Consider the following 17,192-nt stretch of genomic DNA (forward strand, 5'->3'; position numbering starts at 1 on the left):
TCCGGTCCGGTCAGAAATAGGACTCCAGCGTGCCACGACGACGGACATCGAGGGTGGCGCAGTGGAAAGAGCCGCCGAAGCTGTTGAAGTTCCGGAAGTCACAAGGGACCGGCGTCATGCCCCAGTCCTTCATGGCCTTGATCATCGGCTCGTCCTGACGCTCGACGACCACGCGTTCCTCGTCGAGCATGAGGACGTTCATGTTAATCCACTTGCTCGTCATGTATAGGGGATGGCCATCGGGAATGACCGGTTTCGGCGCCACCAGGACGTCCCAGCCCTTGAACATCTTCGGCACCTCGGGCACCCGGTCCGGATGGATCAGGAGCTTGCCCGGGGCCAGCGGCATCAGGCTCGCGTCGATGTGCATCGGGTGGTCGTCGGCGAGGTCGAGGGTGTGCACCCGGTAGCCGTCGCCGAGGTGGCGCTGCACCCACTCGATGCCGATGGTGTTGGTGACGTGGCTGCGCTGGGCGAAGATGTCGCGCCCGCAGCGGATGAAGTCGGCGGCGTCGAAGGTCGGCTCGAACTCGCCGATCACGGAGCGGAAGGGCTCACCGTCCGGCTGGTCGGTCCAGTCCGCCTCGTACAGCTCGTCGGGCAGTTCCGGCTTGGGCGCCGCGCTCCAGCGTGCTCCGGCGCGGAAATACTCCTTGAGCAGCGGACGGAACGACGAGGTGGCGTAGTAGCGGGAGCGCCAGGCCATGGGGCACTCCAGGATCTGGTCGCCGAAGACCAGCAGCACGTCGCGCGGCATCGCGTCGTACAGTCCGGTGCTGGTCCAGCCCGGCGCGCCGTAGGACTGCGCGTGGTCGCGCGGCTCGGGCCTGCGCACCCTGACACCCTCGGCCTCCAGCACGGCGGCCAGCGCGTCCAGTTCGGCGGCAGCGGCGGCGACCCGCTCGGGCGGGAAGGGCAGGCCCGCGTTCGCGTGGAAGACGGTGCGCTGGTCCGGGGACAGGGGCGCGTCCTGGGCGATGTGCCGGGGCGGGAAGTAGGAGTGGTCGACGATGCCGACGATCACTTCCTCCAGCGGGTCCCACTCGTTGTGGGCGCTGACCGGGCAGTCGGGGGCACTCATCAGCTCGCTCAAGACGCGTTCCTTTGGTTGGTGTAGAGGGTTCCTTCGGACCAGACATACGGGGTGCGGCCCCATGCCATGGCCGATGCCACGCCGGAGAAGAGTCCGTGGCCCGAGAGGTTCGCGCTGGTGTTGCACAGCACGGGGATGCCGCTGAGCTTGGTGTATTCGTGCAGGATCGCCCCGGCCCTGGTGCCGCGCGCCGCGGGGTCGATCGTCTGGAGCCGCGCCGAGCCGTCCAGGTGGACGACGGCGGGGATCTTCTCCGCCCAGCCGGGGCGCAGCCGGTGGTCGAAGAGCATGTACGGGTCGGTGGTGCCCGGCTCGAACACCTCGGCGGCGTGGGACTCCAGGCACATGGGCGCGACGGGACGGTAGTCGGCGCGGCCCTTGATGTCGTTGAGCCGCTTCTTCATGGCGGGCGAGGTGGCCGCCGCCATGATGCTGCGGTTGCCCAGGGCGCGGGGCCCCAGCTCGGCGCGGCCTTCCAGGACGACGACGGGCTCGCCCTCGCGGTGCAGCAGTGCGGCCAGCTCCCGCTCGTCGCACGGTGCGGCGCTCCAGCCGGGCAGCAGCCTCGGCGGGGCGAGCCGGGGGCCGCTGTAGACGTCCCACTCCAGGGCCGCGTTCCCGGTCTCGGCCACCATCTCGCAGCAGGCGGTGCCGATGGCCGCGCCCGAGTCGTTGGGGAAGGGCGGCGCCCAGATGGCGGAGAAGAGGCCGCTGCTCCGCAGCGCGCTGTTCCACTTGATGTTCAGTGCGCAGCCGCCCGCGAGGCACAGCCCGACGGTTCCCACGGCGCCGGTGCCGGCTTCGCCGGTGCGGGCGAGCGCGGTGGTCAGGGAGTCGACCAGCATCCGGGCGACGTACTCCTGGAAGGTCGCGATGCAGTCCGCGCTCGTCATCCCGGGGAACAGTTCCTCCCTGCGGGCCGCGACGGCCTGGCCGATCGTCGAGTCGACGGAGACGGTGTTCAGCTCGTCCAGCAGCCGCTCCAGCGCGGGGAACACATCGGTCCTTACGGTGCCCAGCGCGGCGTAGGCCATGGCCTTGCCCGGGACTTCCAGGTGGTGCTGGGTGAGCTGGTCAGGGGTCAGCTCGCTGATGTCGCGCCAGAACGGGTCGAAGCTCATGCAGAACTCGACGAACACGTCGCCCACGAGCGGGAAGAGCGGGCCGAGGTAGGTGATGTCCCTCGGGTCCGCTCCCACCCGGTACAGCCGCGGCAGCATGCCGCCGTCCCAGGCCAGCACGTAGGCGCCTTCGCCGCGTGCAGCGAAGGGGCTGGTGCAGTAGCTGGAGTAGACGTGGTGGGTGGCGTGCGCGTAGCTGGCGTAGCCGGAGTGCAGCACCGAGCCGGCGGGCCCGGTGAAGCGCTCCCTGTGCAGGGGGCCGCCCGGGGCACCGTCGCCGGTGTAGGAGGCGGCGGGGATCTTGACCGGGGTGCCGTGGTGCGCGGTGGCGATGCGGGTGGAGGTGTCGCCGTCCACCGGGTACCAGCCGTCGACCACATAGCGGTCGATGTCCGCCGGGTCGATGCCCTCCGCGCGGAGGATCTGGTCGATGCGGTCCAGGTCGCCCAGGGCGCTGTAGCGCTTGCCGTCGGCGAGCTTCTCCGCCTCGATGCTGAAGACGAGGCGGTTGCCGTCGAGCACGGCGACCCCACCGTCGTGTGAAACCTTCACTCCGCAGATGAGCACTGTGTTTCCTTCGGTCGCGGTACGTCGGAGTACGTCGGGGGCACGCCGTGCGAGGGGCGGCGGCGGTGTGGTGTCACCAGAGGGGCGGCTCGGGCTGCGGCAGCAGTTCGACGACGGCCGCGCTCGCCGTGGCGCCGCCGTGCCCGGAGGCGAGCAGGCCGAGCCTGCCGCCGGTGGCGGCGAGCGCGCCGAGCATGGTCACCGTCGAGCGGAGTGCGGCGGCGTCCCCCAGGTGGCCGAGGGCGAGCGCGCCGCCGCGCGGGTTGAGCCGGTCCGAGTCGGCGGCGAACGCGCGCTGCCACAGGAGCGGGACGCAGGCGAAGGTCTCGTCGATCTCGTAGTGGTCGAGCCGGTGTGCGTCCAGGCGGTGTGCGTCCAGGCGGTGTGCGTCGAGCCCAGGTGTGCCGGGGCGGTGTGTGCCGGGGCGGTGTGCGTCCAGGCGGTGTGTGCCGGGGCCGCCGGTGCTCAGCACCTTGCGGGTGGCCTCGATGACACCCGTGGCCGCGCACTCCGGGTCGCCCTGTGCGCGGGCGAGCGCGGTGAAGCGGGCGCGGGGGCGCAGGCCGAGCCGCAGTGCGTGGCTCTCGGTCGCGAGGGCCATGGCCGCCGCGCCCCGTGCCCGGTGGGCACTGTGGTCGGTACGCGGGCCGGGGTGTCCTTCGCCCGTGCCCAGCAGCCCGTCGGCGTCGGCGCCCGCCAGTTCGTCGGCGTCCAGGACCGTCTGCGCGCGGGGTCCCGGCGCCGAGAGGGGGATGATCTCGGGCTTGAACTCTCCTTTCTCGTGCACCTCTTCGGCGCGGCGGCGGGAGCGGCGCACGTACGCGTCGAGTTCCGCGCGCCGCAGCCCGCCGTGTGCCGCCGTCGCCGCGGCCCTGCGCACCGCGGCGGGCGGCAGCGCTGCGGAGGGCGCGTCCACGGCGGCGACGACCAGCAGACCGTGCGCGCCCGAGGCCACCGCCTCGACGGCGTCGTGCATCAGCGACCGGCCCCCGGCCCTCGGCTGCCCGAGGGTGGCCCGGCGCAGCGCGGTGGGCACGCCCCGCCCCGCGGTGACGAGTCCGTCGACGGCGGCCGCTTCGAGCTTGGCCCTGGCGAGGAGTTCGCCGAGTGTCTGGTCCAGGAGGTGGTGCGCGGTGAGCGCGCGTGGTGAGCCGTATCGCGCCGTTGGGGTGCGTACGGCTTCGACGATGACGACACGGTCCACTGGGCTGTCCCCCTCTTGCTCGGCCTACGGATGAACTGACGTACTGACACGCTTTGCTGACGGCACGTCAGCCGATGTCGAACACGCGCTGCACTTTCGCGGTCCCCGAGACCTGGACACGGTCCTCGGTGACCTTCACGAACAGCCGTCCGCCCCGCGCGGAGAGCTGGCTCGTCGACATCTCGTCCTTGTGCAGTTCGGCCTGCCAGTACGGGCCGAGCTTGCAGTGCGCCGAGACGCACACCTGGTCCTCGTCGACGCCGAGGGCGGGGAAGAACGTCCGGGACACGAAGTCGGTCCCTGGCTCGTCGCCGCGCGCGGTCACGATGTGGCCGCGGCAGTCGATCTGGGCGAGCCGCGCGAAGTCGGGCTCCAGGAGTGCCACGGCCTCCTGGGACTTGACCTCGATGAGGACGTCGTCGCTGGCGCGGGTGCACCGGACGATGCCGGTGCCCAGCGCGTCCTCAAGACCGGGCGGCGCGGGCCAGTCGGCCACCTCCACGCGGGGCAGGTCGATGGCCATGCGGCCGTTTTCCCTGCGGGTGTAGAGGGGGCCATCGCCCGTGTGGAAGGTGGTCCACTCGCCGTCCCGTATCCGGGACTCCTCGTGCAGTTGCCAGGCGGTGGCGATGGTGGCGTGCCCGCACACGTTCAGTTCCTTGCGCGGGGTGAACCACCGGATGCGGAACTCCCCGCCGTCCAGCGGGATCACGAACGCCGTGGTGGGCAGGGCCAGCCGCGCTGCGATGTCCTGCATGTGCGCGGTGGCGGGGAACCCGTCCGGTACCTGGATGACACCGGCCGGGTTGCCCTGATACCGCTCGTCGGAGAACGCGTCAACCTGCCATACGCGCATGCGCGGGCACCTCGCTCAGCGTCGTGAACATGCGGTCGACGGCCCGTGCCATGCCCCACACCTCGGTGTACTCGGGACCGTAGTCACCGCTGTCGATGTCGCCCTGACGGGCGTAGGCGGCGACCATCCAGTCCGGGGTGGTGGGGTAGCGGTGGTGGAAGTCGTGGTTGGGCAGATCCCCGACGATCACCGTCAGCCTGCACGGCAGGTGGTAGAAGAGCGTGACCGCCACCCACCGCGGCCAGGCCACCAGCTTGGTGTGCCACGGCAGCGACTTCGCCGGTACCCGGCTGCCGCAGAAGCGGGCCGACGTCGCCGACACCGTGTAGAACTTGTTGCCGTGCTTCGGGTCCGGCGGGGTCAGCCAGGCGTGTTCACCCAGCTTGTCCAGCAGGGCGCTGAGCTGCGACAGGATGATGACCGGCAGGACGAAGCCGAGGAGCAGCACCAGATACCCGTTGGGCACCCAGAACGGCACCGACAGCCACAGCGCCGCCCACGCGTAGAAGCCGGCGCGCCGCCACTTCCCCTTGAGCAGGTTGCACTTGACGCGTCCGACGAAGCTCGTCCAGTAGAAGGCGGGCGAGAGGAACACCACGAAGGCCCGCCGCCACAACTGCGCCCGTGTCATGCCGGGGCGGAAGCCGAGGTTGAGCAGCACCTGTACGGGCGGGTCCTGCACCGAGGCGAAGATCGCCCTCCTGTGGTGGGCGTAGAAGTGCTCGTCCTTGAACTCCTGGAAGTCCTGGTAGACGTTGAGCACGGTGACCAGCTCGCCGAAGAACCAGTCGGCCTTCTCATGCCCCGAGAACTTGCGGTGCAGCGCCTGGTGGGCGATCACGAGGATCATGGTCCGGGCGCCCTGCAAGGTCAGGATCCACCCGGCCACCATGACCAGGTACCACAGGTGGAACTGAAGGGCGATCGCCGCCGAGGACAGCGCGAGCCCGCTGAAGAACCAGAGCAGGGTCACCGTCACATAGGAGGCCCAGGTGTGCCTGATCAGCGGCTTTTGGTGCGGCAGTGCCTTCCCCGTCATCCACGTCCAAAAGTGCTGGCTCCAGCCGGGAAACCGGAGATAGCTCTCGCGCAGTCCGGCGTCGGTCATGTCAGCGCACCACGCTCACGGCGTCCGGGTACGGGGTGCCGACGCCGGTCTCCTTGGAGAGGCGGTCGAAGAAGCGCGTCCACAGCGTCCACATCTCCTCGGCGCTGGAGAGCACGGCCTCCTGCTCCTCCGGGGCGAAGCCCTCCAGCATCGCGTGGTTGGCCTCCTCGACGTGGTCGGGCTCCTGCTCGACGTGGATGCTGACCCACTCGTTGTCGTCGCGCCCGGTGACCCGCTGCACGGAGGAGCCGATGCTGGAGACCATCAGCAGGTCGGTGACCTCGGTGGCGAAGATGAAGCCGAGCGCGGAGTAGCGCTCCTTGGCAGCCTTCTCGTATCCGGCGACCAGCGCCGCGGTCTCCTCGAAGGGTGCGGAGTTGGTGACCAGGTCGCGGTCGAAGCCCGCCTTCTCCATGCTGTCGGCGTAGATCACCTCGTGGGCCGCCTTGGGGTCGCCGCCGCCAGCCTCCTGGTTGAGGATGCGGGTGATGGCGCTCTTGGACTCGATGTCCGGCAGCGAGGCGACGCACTGCGCCAGGAACGTCGGGAAGTAGTGGAGCGGGTACCACCACTGGCCGAGGAAGGTGCCGACCTGTTCCTTCGTCACGTCGTCCTTCGTGACCCGTGCGAAGAAGTCGTGGTCGGCGAACTTGCGGTGCACGGGGCTTTCGTTGAGACGGTCGACCAGGTTTGTCGCGAGTTCTTGCGTCATGGCGGAGTCCACTCCTCTAGGCAGAACGCTCCATCAGAAAGAAGCGATGCAGTTCCTGAATCTTCGAACGGACGTTTTCGTCCTGGCTCCGGCGGCCCAGTTCATCCAGGGTGTCCCAGATGAAATTGTCTCCGCCGTCCTTGCGGTAGTGCTTCTTGATGACGATGCCGAACACGTCCCTGATGTTGTCGGCATCGATGACCGGGGCCAGCGCGAGAATTTCCTCGCGCTCCTTCTCGGTGAGGGGCGCCCGCTCGCGGATGCGCTCCCCGGGAATTCCCCCGGTCGGCCGGAAGTCGAAGCGGACAAGATCCGACTCGTCCTCCACCCAGCAGAAGTCCAGGATGAGGTGGGTGCGCGGCTCCGGCGAGAGCACCCCGGCGGAGTGCACCCGCGAGGCGTCAAAGAACCACACCTCGCCCACGTGCATCCGGTACACGTCGTTGGCCTGCGTGAAGAAGGCTTCCTCCGTGGTGACCAGCGGGACGTGCACGCGGTTGGTGTTGCGCACCTCCTCGGGGATGTCGCTCAGTTCGAGCAGGTCCCTGTGGGGCATCGTCACGCTGTCGGACATCACCGCGAGCCGAGCGAAGTTCAGGTGCTCGGTGTTGAAATTGCTCTCGATGAGATTACGCACATAGGGGAGCTGCTCGCCATACTTCGTGACCGACGAACGCTTTCCGTGCTCGTAGTTGGTGATGAGTCCGTCGCCGGAATTCCCGTCCGAGGACCACACCATGAGGCTCTTCCACGGGCCGCCGCACAGATAGTCGCTGTACGCCTCCGAGAAGACGAGCTGGGAGGCCGCCTCCAGGTCCGTTCCCACAGCGGACTCGTCGATGTCCACATGCCCCACACGCTGTGTCCGTGCCATTTACGCGCTCCTCGACAGGGTGGTGAACGGTTCGCCCCAGGCGTTTTCCCTCTTGACGTTGTTGAAGCCGAACTCGTCCTCGCCCGCCACCTGGACCACCCCGTGCCGGGAGAGGTCGAAGTGGTGGCCGAACTCGTCGAAGGACTCCATCCCGCCGTAGACCCGCACATGGGTGGGCACCACGCGGATGGAGAAGCCCATGCGCTGCTTGCGGCTGGTGTTGGGGTTGGAGCCGTGGATGCAGCGGGCGGTGAAGATGATGAACTCGCCGGGCTTCATCTCGACGTGCCGGACATCCTCGTCGTCCGGGTCCCAGTCCTTGTCAAGCCGCAGTTCGCTGTAGTCGTAGCCGAAGAAGGTGTTGTCCTTCTTGGTGTTGTCCCAGCGGATCTTCGCGGTCTCGTCGTAGCGCCACTGGCGGTGGCTGCCGGGGATGAGCTTCATGCAGCCGTTCTCCTTGGTGGCCTCCGTGAAGGCGACCCAGGCGGTCAGCTCCATGGGGGTGCCCTCGGAGCGCGCGGTGGGCTCCAGCATGCCTTCGGACGCCTCGCCGATGGCGTACGTCTCGACCTGGTGCCAGCCGGTGCCCGCGTCGCCCGGGCTCTTGGGGAAGAACTCGGTGCGCCAGCACTGGACGTCGTCGCCGATGAGGGCCTGCATGCGGCGGCCGATGGCCGGCTCGGTGATGATCTGGCTCAGCCCTGGGACGTCGAGGTGACGGTCGTAGTTGACGGGGTTGTCGAACGCGGCGCGTTCCTTGTTGCGCGGGTCGAGGAGCGCGGCGCGCTGCTTCTTCCACCACGCGGTCATGACCTCGGGCTCCCAGAGTGTGAACGGCCCGATGAAACCCTGTTCCGCGAAGGTCTTCTTGTCCGTCTCAAGATCCATGTGTGGCTTCCTCCCTGCTGTGTTCGATGGCCTCGTCCATGGCCGCGGCGAGCCGGTCCACATCGGGGGCCGTGAGCATGCCGTTGTGGTCGCCGGGCACGGGCAGCACCCGGAGGTTTCCGCCGATCAGCCCACCGAGGTCGGCGGCGAGCTGACGCCGCATGTCCGTGCCGGTGGCCTCGGCCTGGAACAGCACGGCGTCCCCCGCGTAGGGCTCGGGCGCGTAGGCGATGGCGGCGCGCATGCTGTCGCTCGCGGTCTCCAGTTGGTGCTTGAGGTGGCGTGCCGACAGGCCGGTGGCCGCTGCCGAGGTGCCCATGAGGCTGGTCCACTCCTCCTCGGTGGCCAGGTGCTCGACGCCGAGGAGCCCGTTCCCGCTCCCGCCCCTCTCCCCGACCGCGGCACCGTTCGTGCCCGCGCCCTCCTTCTCGATGCCCTCCAGGACCCGGGTGAGCAGCGGCAGGTGCGGTGTCTGTGCGGGGGCGAGCCCGGTGATGGGGTCGCGCAGCGGGTTGGCGTCCACGAGCCCGAGGAACTCGACGCGCTCGCCCGCGGCCGTCAACTGCCGCGCCGTCTCGAAGGCGAGCACACCTCCGTAGGACCACCCCGCGAGCAGGTACGGGCCCTCCGGCTGCACGATCCGGATCTGCTCCATGTGCATGCGCGCCGTCTCCGGTACGGAGAGCGGTACGCGCTCACCCGTCAGCCGTACGCCCAGCACCCGCAGCGGCGAGGTGAGGGCGCGGGCCAGCTCCCGGTAGGCGAAGAGTTCGCCGCCCAGGGCGTGGAAGAGGAACAGCGCGCGCCCGGAGGGGCCCGGGCTCAGGGTGCGCACCTCGGAGCCGGTGCGCCGCACGCTCGGGGCGCCCTCGCCCTCGGCCTCGGAGCGTGCGAGCGCCTGGGCCAGCCCCGCGACGGTGCTCTCCTCCAGCAGCAGGGCCAGCTCGACCTCGCGGCCGAGGGTGTGGCCGAGTTCGGCGACGACCCAGGTGGCGAGGAGCGAGTCGCCTCCGACGTCGAAGAAGTCGTCGTCCTCGTCGAACTCGTCGTGTCCGAGCACGCGCCGCCACAGCCTCAGCACGGTGGCCGTCAGCGACTCCTCGCCACCCTCGCTGTCCTCGCCACCCTCCGCGTCCGCCGTGCCCTGGCCGGGTCCGGCGGGCAGTGCGGTGTCCAGCAGGGCACGCTGGTCGACCTTGCCCGTCGCGGTGAGCGGCAGTGAGGGGAGGAAGACGAAGCGGGAGGGCACCATGTAGTCGGGAAGGGTGCCGCGGGCGTGGTCGAGCAGCTCGCCGACAGCGGGTACCCCGGATGCCTCGGGCACGACGTAGGCGACCAGTCCCGCGACGTCGTCCACGAGGGTGCGCAGTCCGACGGCGACCTCGCGGACACCAGGGTGCTTGGCGAGCACCGTCTCGACCTCGGCGGGTTCGACGCGGTAGCCGCGCACCTTGATCTGGGTGTCGGTGCGGCCCACGAAGTGGACGGTGCCGTCGGCGTCGCGTCGCACGAGGTCCCCGGTGCGGTACATGCGGGCACCGGAGTGTGCGGCGAAGGGGTCGGGCAGAAAACGCTCGGCGGTCAGCGCGGGCTGCCGCAGATAGCCGCGCGCCACGGCGGGGCCGCCCACGAACAGTTCGCCCTCCTCGCCCGGAGGCACCGGGGCCAGGGACGCGTCGAGGACATGTGCGGTGGCTCCGGTCACGGCGGTGCCGATGGGGGGCAGCTCCGGCCACGGTGTGTCCTCGGCGCGCAGGGTGTGGCTGGTGACGAGGTGTGCCTCGGTGGGCCCGTAGTGGTTGTCCAGGCGGCAGCCCGGCAGTCGTGCGAAGAGACCGGCGATGGCCTCGGTGACCACGAGGCGCTCGCCCGCGGTGACGACGTGACGCAGGGAGCGGGGCACACGCCCTGTGCGCTCGGCCGCCTTGGCGAGCTGTTGCAGCGCCACGTAGGGCAGGAAGATCCGCTCGATCGACTGCGTGTCGAGGGTGGCGAGCAGCCGCTCCGGGTCGCGCCGCACCTCCTCGGCCACCAGGCAGAGCCTGCCGCCCGTCGCGAGCGTGGACAGGACCTCCTGGAAGGTCACGTCGAAGCCCATGGCGGTGAAGTTGAGCGTCGTCAGCCCGGTGGGGCCGCTCGCGGTCTGCCAGCCGATCAGCCGGGAGAGGCCGCGGTGCGTCATGGCCACGCTCTTGGGGGTGCCGGTGCTGCCGGAGGTGTGCAGCACGTAGGCGAGGTGGTCGGGGTGGAGCGCGGGGGACGCGGGCGGTGCGGATTCCTCGGGTGCCTCGCCGGTTTCCGGCGCTGCCGGGTGGCCGCCGGGCGGCACGGCCAGGACCCCGTCGACGCCGTACTCCCGCGCGGGTTCCCCGTCGGTGACACACACGGTGGCGCCGAGCTTCTCCAGCACGAGGGCCATGCGGGCCGTGGGCCAGGCCGGGTCCACGGGTGCGTAGGCACCACCGGCCTCGAAGGCGGCGAGCATGGCCACGACCACGTCTGCGGAGCGGGTGAGCCGGACGGGTACGGGGACGTCGGGGCCGACGCCGTGGCCGCGCAGCACGTGCGCGAGGCGCCGGGTGCGCTCGGCCAGCTCGCCGTAGCTGAGGGCCGAGCCGTCGGTGTCGGTGACCGCCGTGCGGCCGGGGTGGGTCAGCGCGGTCCGCCGTACGAGGTCGTGCACGAGGGGTGCCGCAGCGCCGCCCGCGCTCGCGGTGGCGGTGCCGGTCTGTGTGTGAGCCATGTCGATCCGCTGTCACCAATCGTCAAGTGAAGGGTCAGTGGCCTTGCTGGGGGTGGTGGCGCTCAGCGTGGTCGCTGTCGCTCGGCGTGGTGGCTCGCCGTGGTCGCTCAGCGGGTGTCCGCCGCGGCGCCCTCCATGGCGCGGCGCAGGCTGGCGGGCCGCATGTCGGTCCACAGCTCGCCGATCCGCTCCAGGCACGCGTCCTTGGCCATCGGCTCGCCGACGGTCTCCCACCCGTCGGGCACGGGCTTGTCGGTGCGCCAGATCGAGTACTGCTCCTCGTGGTTGCGTACGACGTGGAACAGCTCGTCGGCCGCCTGTGCCGTGCCCTCTGCTGTGGTGGTGTCCTGCGCCGTGGTGTCGCCGCTCATCAGGCCCTCCAGGAGACGATGGGGTCGTGGTTGCCGTTGCGTTCGGCGTGTGTGCCGTTGTGCTCGGCGTGGTTGCCGTTGTGCTCGGCCGGTACGGGTGTCTTGGGGGACATGGCCAGTCCCACCACGTCCTCGATCAGCCGCTCCTCGCCGCGACGGGTGGTGGCGAGCAGGGTCTGCGCGGCCCGGCGGCGGTCCTCGTCGTCCATGTCCTGCGAGAGCTTGAAGCGGCCGATGAGCTGCTCGATGTCGATCTCGAAGCCGACGATGTAGTCGATGAGCTTCCCGATCCGCTCGTCGCGCGGGTCCAGGCGGTACGCCTCGGCACCCGGGTCGGCGTGCTCCGAGATGCCGCACAGCCCCTCGACCACGCGCGAGCCCTCGGTGAGGAGGCGGGCGTGGCCTCGGACATGGACGGTCATGGAGTTCCAGGTGGGCAGCCGGTCGCTCTTGTAGACGTACGGGGAGATGTAGGAGTTGGGACCGTGGAAGAGCACCATCACGTCGCGGTCGTCGAGCAGCGGGACGTGCGGGTTGGAGCGGTCCATGTGGCCGAAGAGGACGCCCTTCTCGCCCCGTGTGCGGTCCAGGGTGAGCGGGATGTGGGAGACGATCGGGTCGTCGGGGCCACGGGTGGAGATGACCGTGGCGAAGTGGAAGCGCGAGATGACCGAGTAGATCTTCTCGGTGTCCTCCTCGACGAACTGCTCCGGCGGGTAGGGGGGCAGGGTGACGGAGTCCGCCGTGGCGGTACGGGCCCGCTCGGTGCTTCCGACGAGCGGGGGTGTGCGCTTGCAGATGTCGGTGAAGATCTGCTTGGAGCGGAAGGGCAGGAGGGAGAGCAGGGTGTCACCGAGCCCGAAGGCGTACTCGCCGTATCCCTGCACGTAGAGCCCGCACTCCGCCTCCGGCTTCATGCGCACGCGGTAGTTGCGGGTCAGGGCGAGTTCGCCGCTGTCCTCGCGGCACAGGAGGGGCAGCACATCGCCGAAGATGCGCGGGTCCAGCTCGCGGTCGTAGCCGGTGGCCAGGACGATGCCGTCGCAGGGTATGCCGCCGCGCACGCCGCTGAAGCGGTCGCGGATGTCGGCGCGCAGCCGCCCGCCGTCCTCGTGCACTCCTTCGAGGCGGGAGCAGGCGTGGACGGTCAGCCGTCGGCCCCCCTTGACCTCGTCCGCGTACACCTTGCGGTACAGGTCGTCGAGGAAACCCGCCTCGACCACGCCGTAGTTGGTGGGGCGCAGCTCGGAGCGGAGCGCGGCGCGCTGCTCGTGGTCCATGTCGTAGAAGTCGTCGGCGTTCTTCTCGTGGAACAGCTCGTTGACGAAGGGGCTGTTGTCGGTGCCCTTGAGGGAGTAGCCGGAGACGGTGAGGTGGACGTGGGCGCGGGGGTAGTGCTCCAGCAGGTAGGCGACGATCTCACCGGCGCTCTGTCCGTCGCCGACGACGGCGAAGTCGTAGGCGCGGTCGTGGTCGGTGAACTGCGCGGGGAAGTGGGGCAGGAACCGGCTGGAGTGCACGGCCGTGGGCACGTCGGGCAGTTGCTCGGGGAGGCGGGGCCTGCCGCCTGCCGCGTGGACGACGTTGCGCGCGAAGACGGTCCGCGTGTCACCGGTGGGCAGGTCGCGGACGGTGACCTCGAAGAGCTGGAGGCCGTCGTCGGTGCGTTCCGGTACGAGGTGTACGGAGACGACCTCGGAGTCGTAGCGCACCTGGGTGGCGAATGCCTCGGCGACCCACTCCAGGTAGTCCTGGTACTCGATCCGGGTCACCCGTGATTCGCCGAGGTTGACGAACCGCTCCAGGCGTTCCTTGGCCTTGGTGTACTGGAGGAAGGTGTAGGGGCTGGCGGGGTTGCGCAGCAGCACCAGGTCCTTGAGGAAGGAGATCTGCATCCGGGCGCCGTCGATGAGCATGCCGGGGTGCCACTGGGTCCTGGCGTTGCGCTCGAAGAACACGCATTCGCGGGTCGCGTCGAGTTCTTCGGCGGCTATCGCGAGGGCCAGGTTGGAGGGCCCGAAGCCGACGCCGATGAAGTCGTAGGGGGCTTTCCGTGAGCCCGTCCGTGAGCCCGGCCCGGCTGTTTCCCGGCTGTTTTCAGAAGCGGCATTTTTAGGCACACGAGCCCGATTCTCAGTTCCCAACTCAATCCCTCATCACGTCGAAGTGTCACTCTTCGCGCAGGCAGAATGCTGCCGCCGAGCTCGCTGGAGAATGAACCGCAGTGCCCACAGATGCTGTTCCGGGTGCGGCTTACAGAAAACCTACTGCCCTACTGTCCACAAACTCCGCGACTTCGGCAATGGTCGAGGATTGGAAGAACTTCTGCACGCGGACATCGACACCCAATTCTTTGCGGATGCGGGCGATGACCTGGGTGGCGAGGAGTGAGTGGCCGCCCAGGGCGAAGAAGTTGTCGTGGACGCCGATGCCGTCCTGGTGCAGGACATCCGCCCAGATGCCGGCCAGGGCCACCTCGGTGGGCGTGGACGGCGGGGTGTGCACCTCAGCACGGTCCGCCTCGGGCGCGGGCAGCGCCTTGCGGTCGGTCTTCCCGTTCGGCGTCAGCGGCAGCTCGTCCAGCACCATGAGCTGCTGCGGGATCATGTAGCTGGGCAGCTTGTCCCGTAGACGGCTCAGTGCCGCTTCTCTGAGGGCTTCCGGATCGGGCGCTGGACCGGGGCCGGGGTCGGTTCCGGTCTCGGGTACGACGTAGCCGACGAGCTGGGCGTCACCTGTCGCGCTCTCGGGGGCGGCAGCGGCGGCTCGGATCACGCCCGGGGTCTCCAGCAGGGCGCTCTCGATCTCGCCCAGCTCGATGCGGAAGCCGCGCACCTTCACCTGCGCGTCCAGCCGTCCCAGATACTCCAGCCGGCCATCGCTCAGATACCGCGCCAAGTCCCCCGTCCGGTACATCCGCTCCCCCGCCGCACCGAACGGATCGGGCACGAACCGCTCCGCCGTCAGACCAGGACGCGCCCAATAACCCCGCGCCAGGCCCACACCGGACAGGAACACCTCACCGGCCACCCCCACCGGCACCGGCTCACCGAGCGCGTCCAGCACATACACCCGCGTATTCGCCACCGGACGCCCCACCGTCACCCGCGAAGCCCCCGCCTCCACCTCACACCACGTCGCATACGTCGTGTACTCCGTCGGCCCGTACAGGTTGTTGACCGTCACTCCGGGCAGGGCGCGATGCAGGCGGTCGGCCAGTTCGGCGGGGAGGGGTTCTCCGGCGAGGTTGATGGTGCGGACCGACGACGGAATGCCGCCGGTTTCGAGGAGCGCGCGGGCCGCGGAGGGGACGGTGTTGACCAGTTCGGGGTCGCCGCTCTCGCCTTCCGTGAGGGCGAGGGCGTCGCGGGCGAGTACGACCGTGCCACCCGTGCACAACGGCCCGAAAATCTCGAACACCGACAAGTCGAAACACACCGACGTCCCCGCCAGAACCCGCGAAAGATCCGAGCCGAAAACCTCCCTGGCCCATTCCACGAACGCCACCGCATTCGCATGCGTCAACCCCACACCCTTCGGACGCCCCGTCGACCCCGACGTATAAATGCAATACGCCACATTCGACGCCACCACCCCACTCGACACCCCCACCGAAGACACCCCCACAGACGAAGCCCCCACCTCATCCACACACACCACCACCACCGACGAATCCCCCAACCACCCCAACACCTCATCCCGCAAACCCGACTCCGTCACCACCACCCGCGCACCACAATCCCCCACCATGAACCCCAACCGCTCCCCCGGATACGACGGATCCAACGGCACATAACCACCACCCGCCTTCAACACCCCCAACAACCCCACCACCACATCAACCGACCGCCCCACACACACCCCCACCAACGACTCAGGCCCCACCCCCAAACCCCGCAACACACCCGCCAACCCATCCGCCCGACCATTCACCACCCCATAACTCCACTCCACCCCACCACACACCACCGCCACCGAATCCGCATCAACCCCCACCCACTCCTCGAACAACTCATGCACACACGCACCCTCACGCCACCCCAACTCCAACCCGTTCCACCCACCCGAAACCAAAACCCCCCGCTCCCCCTCCGACAACAAACCCACCACACCAACCCCCACACCCACATCAGCCACCACCCCCTCCAACAACACCCCAAAAGCCCGCACCAAACCCTCCACCGACCCCCGGTCAAACAAATCCGTCGAGAACTCGAAGTCGCCTTCGAGTCCGTTTCCGGCGCCGGTTTCGGAGATGAAGAGGGAGAGGTCGAACTTGGAGAAGCTGACGTCGGCCTCGACGAGGCTGATGTCGGCTCCGGGGAGGGTGATCTCGCGGCGGCCGAGGCCGGGCAGCGAGGAGGAGGATTTCCGGGAGCCGTGCGTGGTGCTGTAGCTGTAGGAGACCTGGAAGACAGGGTGGCGGGACAGGTCGCGCTGGGGCCGCAGCTCCTCGACCAGCTTCTCGAAGGGGAGGTCCTTGTGCGCGTCCGCGTCGAGCATGGACTCGCGGACTTGGTGGAGCGCGTCGAGGAAGGTGTCCCCGGGCTTGACGCGCGAGCGCATGACGAGGGTGTTCACGAAGAGGCCGATCAGGTCCTCGGTCTCGATGTGGTCGCGGTTGCCCACGGCGTAGCCGATGCACACGTCGTCCTGGCGGGAGAAGCGGTGGAGCAGGACGTTGAAGGCCGCGGCCATCGTCATGAAGAGGGTGACGCCGTGCCGTTCGCTCAGCGCGCGCAGCTGGTCGCTGAGTTCGGCGGGCAGCTCGAACGGGACGATGGCTCCCGCGTAGGTGGAGATCTGGGGGCGCGGCCTGTCGGTGGGCAGGTCGATGCTCGCGGGGGCGCCGTCGAGGTACTCGCGCCAGAAGTCCAGGTGTCCGTCCAGCACGTCGCCCTGGAGCCAGGTGCGCTGCCAGGCGGCGAAGTCGGCGTACTGGATAGGCAGGGCCGGAAGCGGCGAGGGACGGCCCTCGCGGAACGCCTCGTAGAGCGCGGAGAGTTCGGTGAGGAGGACGTCGAGTGACCAGCCGTCGGCGACGATGTGATGCAGCGTCACCATCAGGATGTGTTCCCGCGCGGCGAGCCGGATGAGCCCCGTGCGCACCAGTGGGCCGAGTTCCAGGTCGAAGGGCTGCTCCGCGTCGGCGTCGAGCAGGGCGATCGCCGCTGCCTCGGGGTCGGCCGCGTCCGAGACGTCGCTCAGGTGGAGGGGGACCGAGGTGTGCGGGACGACCTGGAGCACGGGGAGGCCGCCGTGGGTGCCGTACACGCTGCGCAGGACGTCGTGGCGGCGGATCACCTCGTCGAGCGCGGCCTCCAGCGCGGGCACGTCGAGGGGTCCCTTGACGCGCCAGGCGGCGGGCACGTTGTAGAGGCTGTTGTCGGGTTCGAGCTGGTCCAGGAACCACATGCGCAGTTGGGCCCAGGAGACGGGTGCGGGGCCCTCGTACTGTCCGGGGGCGAGGGGCACCTCGTGGGTGGAGCGGGCCCGTCCGACGGCGACGGCGAGTTCACCGACGGTGGGCGAGGTGAACAGCTCGCGCAGGGCGATGTCCGCGTGCAGGGTCCTGCGGATGCGGGCGATGACCTGGGTGGCGAGGAGTGAGTGGCCGCCCAGGGCGAAGAAGTTGTCGTGGACGCCGATGCCGTC

12 protein-coding genes are annotated in these 17,192 nt (G+C 69.4%); all 12 read right to left on the minus strand.

Annotated features, from left to right (window positions below; all coding sequences use genetic code 11):
* Positions 1 to 10: 10 nt before the first annotated feature.
* A complete protein-coding gene (locus ACYVOO_RS23885) occupies positions 11 to 1,093 on the minus strand; it encodes an amidinotransferase (RefSeq protein WP_453348099.1) in 1,083 nt (360 codons plus the stop codon).
* Entirely contained in the window at positions 1,090 to 2,766 is a 1,677-nt protein-coding gene (locus ACYVOO_RS23890; RefSeq protein ID WP_461017733.1) for a carbamoyltransferase N-terminal domain-containing protein, read from the minus strand. Before ACYVOO_RS23890 ends, ACYVOO_RS23885 begins: the two co-directional genes overlap by 4 nt.
* Positions 2,767 to 2,854: 88 nt before the next feature.
* On the minus strand, positions 2,855 to 3,985 hold the full coding sequence (locus tag ACYVOO_RS23895; RefSeq protein ID WP_461017734.1) for a hypothetical protein: 1,131 nt from the start codon (positions 3,983 to 3,985) through the stop codon (positions 2,855 to 2,857).
* 67 nt (positions 3,986 to 4,052) lie between these two features.
* A complete protein-coding gene (locus tag ACYVOO_RS23900) occupies positions 4,053 to 4,841 on the minus strand; it encodes a PhzF family phenazine biosynthesis protein (RefSeq protein WP_461017735.1) in 789 nt (262 codons plus the stop codon).
* Positions 4,822 to 5,949, minus strand: a complete 1,128-nt coding sequence (locus ACYVOO_RS23905; protein ID WP_461017736.1) for a fatty acid desaturase — start codon at positions 5,947 to 5,949, stop codon at positions 4,822 to 4,824. The genes ACYVOO_RS23900 and ACYVOO_RS23905 overlap by 20 nt, the downstream gene beginning before the upstream one ends.
* A 1-nt stretch (position 5,950) precedes the next feature.
* Entirely contained in the window at positions 5,951 to 6,661 is a 711-nt protein-coding gene (locus ACYVOO_RS23910; protein WP_461017737.1) for a TenA family transcriptional regulator, read from the minus strand.
* Positions 6,662 to 6,677: 16 nt separating this feature from the next.
* Positions 6,678 to 7,535 (minus strand): aspartyl/asparaginyl beta-hydroxylase domain-containing protein, encoded by an 858-nt coding sequence (locus ACYVOO_RS23915; protein ID WP_461017738.1) that lies wholly within the window; start codon positions 7,533 to 7,535, stop codon positions 6,678 to 6,680.
* The gene (locus tag ACYVOO_RS23920; RefSeq protein ID WP_461017739.1) at positions 7,536 to 8,423 is read right to left on the minus strand and encodes a chlorinating enzyme; all 888 of its coding nucleotides are present in this window, start codon (positions 8,421 to 8,423) and stop codon (positions 7,536 to 7,538) included.
* The gene (locus ACYVOO_RS23925; RefSeq protein WP_461017740.1) at positions 8,413 to 11,166 is read right to left on the minus strand and encodes an amino acid adenylation domain-containing protein; all 2,754 of its coding nucleotides are present in this window, start codon (positions 11,164 to 11,166) and stop codon (positions 8,413 to 8,415) included. The genes ACYVOO_RS23920 and ACYVOO_RS23925 overlap by 11 nt, the downstream gene beginning before the upstream one ends.
* Positions 11,167 to 11,273: 107 nt before the next feature.
* The gene (locus tag ACYVOO_RS23930) at positions 11,274 to 11,537 is read right to left on the minus strand and encodes an MbtH family protein (RefSeq protein ID WP_461017741.1); all 264 of its coding nucleotides are present in this window, start codon (positions 11,535 to 11,537) and stop codon (positions 11,274 to 11,276) included.
* Positions 11,537 to 13,657: a SidA/IucD/PvdA family monooxygenase gene (locus ACYVOO_RS23935; RefSeq protein ID WP_461017742.1), complete on the minus strand. Its 2,121-nt coding sequence runs from the start codon at positions 13,655 to 13,657 to the stop codon at positions 11,537 to 11,539. Before ACYVOO_RS23935 ends, ACYVOO_RS23930 begins: the two co-directional genes overlap by 1 nt.
* Before the next feature lie 133 nt (positions 13,658 to 13,790).
* Positions 13,791 to 17,192, minus strand: a 3,402-nt coding sequence (locus ACYVOO_RS23940; protein ID WP_461017743.1) for an amino acid adenylation domain-containing protein, incomplete at its 5' end; no start/stop codon positions are given.

This window comes from Streptomyces daliensis, from assembly GCF_054782395.1.

Excerpts from the sequence above, each read along its gene's own strand:
- ACYVOO_RS23900 (WP_461017735.1), bottom strand. The coding sequence starts at position 4,841 with ATGCGCGTATGGCAGGTTGACGCGTTCTCCGACGAGCGGTATCAGGGC.
- ACYVOO_RS23905 (WP_461017736.1), bottom strand. The coding sequence starts at position 5,949 with ATGACCGACGCCGGACTGCGCGAGAGCTATCTCCGGTTTCCCGGCTGG.
- ACYVOO_RS23910 (WP_461017737.1), bottom strand. The coding sequence starts at position 6,661 with ATGACGCAAGAACTCGCGACAAACCTGGTCGACCGTCTCAACGAAAGC.
- ACYVOO_RS23915 (WP_461017738.1), bottom strand. The coding sequence starts at position 7,535 with ATGGCACGGACACAGCGTGTGGGGCATGTGGACATCGACGAGTCCGCT.
- ACYVOO_RS23920 (WP_461017739.1), bottom strand. The coding sequence starts at position 8,423 with ATGGATCTTGAGACGGACAAGAAGACCTTCGCGGAACAGGGTTTCATC.
- ACYVOO_RS23925 (WP_461017740.1), bottom strand. The coding sequence starts at position 11,166 with ATGGCTCACACACAGACCGGCACCGCCACCGCGAGCGCGGGCGGCGCT.
- ACYVOO_RS23930 (WP_461017741.1), bottom strand. The coding sequence starts at position 11,537 with ATGAGCGGCGACACCACGGCGCAGGACACCACCACAGCAGAGGGCACG.